This is a genomic window from Pseudomonas sp. P1_F7, from assembly GCF_056405655.1.
The window spans coordinates 1-625 of sequence record NZ_JBFUBR010000076.1 but is presented as its reverse complement, the minus strand read 5'-3'; the positions used below and the strand labels follow the sequence as shown (position 1 = coordinate 625).

1 protein-coding gene is annotated in these 625 nt (G+C 65.1%); it reads right to left on the bottom strand.

Annotated features, from left to right (window positions below; all coding sequences use genetic code 11):
• Positions 1-625 (bottom strand): immunoglobulin-like domain-containing protein (locus AC1D1M_RS31445; protein ID WP_477778698.1); only part of this gene is annotated, 625 nt, incomplete at both ends.

The window sequence follows — 625 nt, the reverse complement described above, 5'->3', positions numbered from 1 at the left end:
GCGGTTTCAGTCGCGGAAAGCTTCACGGTGGTGGTGTCGATGGTGTCGGTCACTTCCGTCACCGCTGGAGCGTTGCTCGGCACCAGGTTTTCGAAGCTGCCGCCGGTGGCGTTGCTGATCGTGGCCTGAACGGTGCCGGCGTCTTTGTAGACGTCGTCGGATGGGGCATCGACAGTCACGGTGCCGGTGGTGTTACCGGCATCGATGGTGATTACGGTGCCGTTCGACAGGGTCACGGTGACGGGCGAGCCGGCCGCATTGGTCAGGGTCGCGGTGTAGACGATCGAACCACCTTCGGCCACGGCACCGGTCGCGCTGAGTGACAGATTGGTGGTGTCGACGGTGTCAGTGACAGTGGTCGAAACCGGGGTCTTGTCGGCGACCAGGTTTTCGTAGTTGCCGCCGCTGACGTCGGTGATCGAGTTGGTCAGCGGCGCGTGACCAGTCAGCACGTCGTTCGGCGCGGGGGTGGTCACGCTGCCGGTGGTGTGGCCGACGGCGATGGTGATGCTCTGGCCGTTGGCCAACGTCACGACGACCGGCGAACCGGTGACGGCGGCACCGACGGTGGCGGTGTAGGTGACAGTGCCGCCTTCAGCCGCGGTTTCGGTGGCGCTGAGCTTCA